At 38.1% G+C, this 3146-nt stretch carries 3 protein-coding genes and 1 pseudogene; all 4 read left to right on the top strand.

Annotated elements, in window-relative coordinates; translation table 11 throughout:
* Positions 1 to 619 (top strand): annotated as a pseudogene (locus JMX98_RS13595) (IS3 family transposase); the annotation flags it as partial.
* A 97-nt stretch (positions 620 to 716) separates the two neighbouring features.
* On the top strand, positions 717 to 1457 hold the full coding sequence (locus JMX98_RS13600) for an SDR family oxidoreductase (protein ID WP_201587349.1): 741 nt from the start codon (positions 717 to 719) through the stop codon (positions 1455 to 1457).
* Positions 1458 to 1530: 73 nt separating this feature from the next.
* A complete protein-coding gene (locus tag JMX98_RS13605) occupies positions 1531 to 2529 on the top strand; it encodes a zinc-binding alcohol dehydrogenase family protein (protein WP_201587350.1) in 999 nt (332 codons plus the stop codon).
* 20 nt (positions 2530 to 2549) lie between these two features.
* Complete coding sequence (locus JMX98_RS13610) at positions 2550 to 2834, top strand: putative quinol monooxygenase (protein ID WP_075107531.1); 285 nt, start codon at positions 2550 to 2552, stop codon at positions 2832 to 2834.
* Positions 2835 to 3146 lie beyond the last annotated feature (312 nt).

Raw genomic sequence — 3146 nt, forward strand, 5'->3', positions numbered from 1 at the left:
ATACCTAAGAAATGTACTGGGACTGCCTTATAACCATAAACGTGTTTATCGCATTTACCGTGAGCTTGAATTAAACCTTAGAATAAAGCCTAAACGCCGTATTAAGCGAGACAAACCGCAAAAGCTTGCTGTGCCCACTTGCATCAATCAAAGCTGGAGCATGGACTTTATGCACGATGCCTTAACTGATGGTCGTGCCATTAGGCTCTTTAACGTCATTGATGATCATAACCGTGAAGCATTAACCATAGAGATTGATTTCTCACTACCGGCTCAAAAAGTGATACGCAGTTTAAACCAGCTTATAGAGTACCGAGGTAAGCCTAATTAAATCAGGTGTGATAATGGCCCTGAATATATCAGCAATGATTTAAAAGATTGGGCAACTAAGCAAGGTATCGTTATCGAATACATTGAGCCTGGCAATCCTCAGCAAAACGCTTATGTTGAACGATTTAATAGGACAGTGCGTTATGATTGGCTGAATCAAGAACTGTTTGATAGTTTAGATCAAGTGCGGCACCAGGCTGAAGCTTGGCTGTATCACTATAATAACGAAAGACCCAATATGGGTAATGGTGGCTTTACGCCAATTCAGAAACTTAATATGGCAGCTTAGTTCTATTTATTTGGTGTTTTAAATTTGGGGGTGTTTCCACAAGGCTGTAATACTTAACACTCCAATATGATTGATAGATAGGTTGAAGGTTACTTGTATGAATAATATAGAAAATAAAGTTATTGTTATCACTGGTGCAAGTAGTGGTTTAGGTGAAGCTACTGCTCGCTTACTTGCTAAAAAAGGTGCAAAGGTTGTCATTGGTGCTAGACGTACTGAAAAATTAGAGGCTATTGTTCAAGACATTCGTGCTGAAGGTGGTCAAGCTGAATTTATTGGTGTGGATGTAACCAAGCCAAATGAAGTGCAAGCACTTATTGAAAAGGCATTAAGCGCATTTGGTCAAATCGATGTATTGGTAAACAATGCTGGATTAATGTCTATTGCACCATTAAGTGAGCTAAAAGTTGATGAATGGGATCGTATGATCGACATTAATATTAAAGGTGTTCTTTATGGAATAGCAGCTGCCCTACCTGTTTTCCAAAAACAAAACTTTGGACACTTTATTAATCTCTCATCTGTTGCAGGGGTAAAAGTATTTAGTCCAGGAGGTACTGTTTATAGCGGTACTAAGTTTGCTGTAAGAGCCATCTCTGAAGGCCTTCGTCATGAAGTTGGAGAAACAATTAGAACGACGACTATTGAGCCTGGTGCAATTGAGTCAGAACTAAAATTCGGTTCTTCTCATAAAGAAAGTTCAGAGTTTGTTACTGATTTCTACAAACAAGCCATACCATCTGACTCAGTCGCTCGAGCAATTGCTTATGCAATTGAACAGCCTGCGGATGTAGATATTAATGAAATTGTTTTGCGCCCAACGAGCCAAGAGTTTTAATGATTGAATAATATAAAATGGGAGCACTTCGCTCCCATTTTTACTCTATTTTTTTAAAGCTGAGGACAAATCTATGAAAGCCGTATCGTATGTTATAAACAACCATGATGATTTTAAAAATTCATTGGTAGATATTGAAAAAGCGAAGCCTACGCTTAAAGAGCGTGATGTACTGGTAAAAGTTCAGACAATCTCTGTGAATCCAGTTGATACCAAAGTGAGAAAAAATTCGTCTGAAGCAAATAATCGTATTTTAGGTTGGGATGCCGTTGGGGAAATTATTGAAATTGGTTCAAAAGTTACCTCGTTTAAAGTAGGAGATTCTGTTTGGTATGCTGGCGATTTAACCCGAGATGGTAGTAATGCTGAGTTTCAAGCAGTCGATGAACGAATTATCAGTCTTAAACCAATTACAGTATCTAATGCAGAAGCAGCAGCATTGCCATTAACTGCAATAACGGCATGGGAAATGCTGTTTGATCGGTTTCAAATTTCAGAAACAGAAGTTGGCAGTATTTTAATTATTGGTGGTGCAGGCGGTGTAGGATCAATCGCTATCCAACTCCTAAAAGCAAAAACAAATCTGACCGTTATAGCAACAGCTTCACGTGAAGAAACGAAATCTTGGGTGGAATCACTTGGTGCCGACCATGTCATTGACCATAGCAAAGATTTAAACGAACAAATCGAAGCACTAGGTATTGAAAAACCAAAATACGTATTCTCTACAAATCATACAGAAACATATACCAAGCAAATAGTTTCTCTGATTGCACCACAAGGCAAGCTTGGATTGATCGATGATCCACAAACATTTGATATTATGCCGTTTAAGACTAAATCTATTTCTATCCATTGGGAGTTGATGTTCACCCGCTCAATGTATGAAACCGATGATATTGAAAAGCAAGGTGATCTGTTGCAACAGGTTGCCCAATTAGTTGACCAGCAAAAAATTAGAAGTACGCTTAACCAAAATCTAGGCAAAATTAACACTGCAAACTTGGAGAAGGCGCATAAGTTGCTTGAATCAGGTAAGTCAAAAGGCAAAACTGTACTAGAAAATTTCTAAAACAAATTCAAGGTGAAATAATGACTATTTCAATAATTGCGAACTTTAAGGCAAAATCAGATCAAAAAGAGACGTTAGAAGCGCTTTTAAAAAGTGTAATAGAGCCTACGCTTCAAGAAGAAGGATGCTTGAAATATGAGCTTTATATTAGCGAAAATGACTCGAGTAGATATTTCTTCTTAGAAGAATGGCGTAGCAGGGAGGATTTAGATATCCATATGGCCACTGATTATATTCAAAGTTTATTTGGTAATATCCAATCACTCATTGAATCAAGTGATATTGTAGAAATCAAAAAAATATAGCTGTATTCGGACAGCGGTGAATAAGCGTAAAGTATTCCCCTCTGATCAAGCTGCATTTAAAGTGGTGTATTTAGCCACTCAGCAGGCATCTTCGAGGTGGTCGATGCCGAGTCAACACTGGACGTCTGCTTTGAGTCGCTTTATGATTATGTTTGTAGTGGCATAATTAAATCGGACCATGTTTAAGAGATACCATCTTAAAAAAGCCAAATCAAGCACTAATTAGCTCAACTTTTGCTTGGTAAGACTGCTGATGTTTAATCACACCGAAACAGATATGCACAAGCTTGCGCATCGCTGCACAGACAGCCT

It is taken from the genome of Psychrobacter sp. HII-4, from assembly GCF_904846595.1.
Lineage (GTDB): Bacteria > Pseudomonadota > Gammaproteobacteria > Pseudomonadales > Moraxellaceae > Psychrobacter > Psychrobacter celer.